We start from the raw sequence: 2,699 nt of genomic DNA on the forward strand, positions 1-2,699 counted from the left end.
TATTTTTATTTATTTTGCTTATTTCTTTATTATTTTCCTTATTTTTTTATAAAAAAACTAAAAAGTTAAATATATTATAAAATAAACTAAAATATAATATAATTTATATAAAAAAATTAAAATAATCAAAAAAAATTTTTAAGTGATATTATGATTTTAGTAACCGGTGGAGCAGGATATATAGGCTCCCATGTCAACAAATTACTTAATAATTCAGGTTATGAAACAATAGTTTTGGATAATTTATCCAAAGGCCATAAATCTGCTGTAAAATGGGGGCAGTTTGTAAATGCAGATTTAGAGGATACCGATAAGATCAAAGAGATTTTTCAAGATAATGAGATTGAAGCGGTAATGCATTTTGCTGCTTTTTCTTCTGTAGCTGAAAGTGTTGAAGAGCCTGAAAAATATTTCAAGAACAATTTTGAAAACACTTTGAATCTGCTTCAAGTCATGAAGGAATTTAGAGTAAGGAAATTCATCTTCTCATCAACCGCTGCATTATATGGAATTCCAAAATCCATTCCAATAAGTGAAGACCATGAATTGAAACCGATCAATCCTTATGGAGAATCAAAAATGATGGTTGAGAATCTATTAAAGGATGAATCTGATTTCGGAGATTTGAAATATGTTTCCCTTAGATATTTCAATGCTGCAGGTGCAGATTTGGATTGTGAAATCGGTGAAGACCATAATCCTGAATCTCATTTGATTCCTTTGGTCTTGGATGCGGCTATTGGCAGAAGAGATAGCATTTCCATCTTTGGAGATGACTATAGCACTCCTGATGGAACATGTGTAAGGGATTATATTCATGTAAATGATTTGGCTGATGCTCATTTAAAGGCATTGCAATATTTAGAAGAGCCATTTAATGACAGCAATATTTTTAATTTAGGAAACGGTAGCGGATTTTCTGTAAAAGAAGTTATTGACACCTGCAAGAAGGTTACAGGTGTTGATTTTGAGGTTAAGATTGAAGGAAGACGTGCTGGAGATCCTGATATTTTAATAGCAGATTCCAAAAAGGCAGAAGAGATTTTGAAATGGAAACCTGAAATCACCGAATTGGAAGATATAGTTGAATCTGCATGGAAATGGCATAAGAAGATTCACAGTTAATTTTTTTAATACTTAAGAATTAGACAGCTTTAGAGATGGAGGTCTTAGAATGGATAATGAATTTAGAGAAAATGAATATGGATTTAATGAATATGGAAACGATTTCTCAAATGAATTAAATGCTGATTCTAAACTAGTCGATATTAGGATTATCTTAACAAATTTAGATTATTTGGAGTTTATTTCTAAAGCGGTAAGCAATTTTGATTTGTCTAATTTCAATGTAAATATTTCTTCCATCATTCCAACAAGGGATATTGAAATAGCTAAAAATACAATTGTTGGTGCTGATTTGGTGTTGGTTGCTGCCGAATCCAATGCTGAAGGCCATAAGTTATATCAAAGTCTTAAAAAGGCTTTGAAAAATGACTTGAATCTTATTGAATATCTAAAGCTCCCTTCACTTGAGCAGTTGAATGATTATGAATATGATTATAATGATGAAAATATCTTTGAGGATGAAATAGCCAATTCCATTATTCGTGGAGGCTTATACAGCATTTCCAATTTATCTTCCATCAACAATTCAAAAAGAAAATATATGGAAGTGAAGAAGGATTTTGAAGAGGAATCAATCAAGCATGAAAAGACAAGCAAGGAAAATGACCTTTTAATCAAGGAATCCAAAGCCATTAGGGAAAGAAACGAAAAATTGGTTGAAGAGGTTAAAATCCTTCAAAGAGAACTGGATAAAATCAAATCAGATTATTCAGATTTGAAATCAAGATTTGAGGGTATTCACAGCAAGAATTCCCTTGAAGTCTATTCATTAAATGATTTATGGTATGATCTATTCGGTGAATATCTCTCCCAAGATGTCTATAAGTTCATTTTAATAAGCACTGATAATTTCCGTCCTAAAAACCTCATGATAGGTCAAGGAGCAATATGTGCAGAGTCAAAAGATGATGCTTTGGATTGGTTGAAAATCATCAAAACAGCTTTCATATTGGCAGATACAAATAAGCAGGACTTGGATTACAATAATTTTAAAAGTAACTTTAAGTTTGAGGATATTGAAGAGTTTGGTGTAAGTGGTTCAACAAACGATTCCATTCATCTCAATAATGATTCCCTATTTGAAGATTTTCCAAGTTTTGGAATAAATGATTCCTATGGTGCTGATTCAAGTTCAGAAGATTCCATTTTCAATAACGAAGACAATCTCATTGATTCATCAGATGACGGTTTTATTTATAATGAAAGATTTGAAGGTCATAGCGAAGAAGACAAGAGCCTCGATGAGATTTTCAAAGAGAAATTGAATGTCAAGGAAAATGAGGAAAGCATTAATGTCTTCAATCTCAAGTCTCTCAAATCAATAGAAAATGATGATGAGGAAGAAGAGGATTCCCTTGATGATGAGATAAATCGTTATATTGAAGAGGATGATGATGAAGATTATGATTATGATGAGGAAGGCTCTGAAGAGGAATCTGAGGATTATTCTCCATTTTCAAACTTTTGGAGCTAATGATTCTCCTAATTTTTTTTTATTAATCCTCTATTTTCATTTATTTTTCTCTTAAAATTTTCATATGCTTTCTTTAACTTTTTTAACTTTTTTTACTAAT

Annotated in this window: 2 protein-coding genes; both read left to right on the forward strand. The window is 31.2% G+C overall.

The features are described from left to right. Positions 1-150: 150 nt before the first annotated feature. Positions 151-1,125, forward strand: a complete 975-nt coding sequence (galE, locus tag ACKI67_RS06500; RefSeq protein ID WP_407462637.1) for a UDP-glucose 4-epimerase GalE — start codon at positions 151-153, stop codon at positions 1,123-1,125. A 49-nt stretch (positions 1,126-1,174) separates the two neighbouring features. Beyond that, entirely contained in the window at positions 1,175-2,599 is a 1,425-nt protein-coding gene (locus ACKI67_RS06505) for a hypothetical protein (protein WP_407462638.1), read from the forward strand. Positions 2,600-2,699 lie beyond the last annotated feature (100 nt).

The organism is Methanobrevibacter sp. (genome assembly GCF_045577275.1).
In the GTDB taxonomy this organism is placed as follows: Archaea; Methanobacteriota; Methanobacteria; order Methanobacteriales; family Methanobacteriaceae; genus Methanobrevibacter.

Excerpts from the sequence above, each read along its gene's own strand:
- galE (WP_407462637.1), top strand. The coding sequence starts at position 151 with ATGATTTTAGTAACCGGTGGAGCAGGATATATAGGCTCCCATGTCAAC.
- ACKI67_RS06505 (WP_407462638.1), top strand. The coding sequence starts at position 1,175 with ATGGATAATGAATTTAGAGAAAATGAATATGGATTTAATGAATATGGA.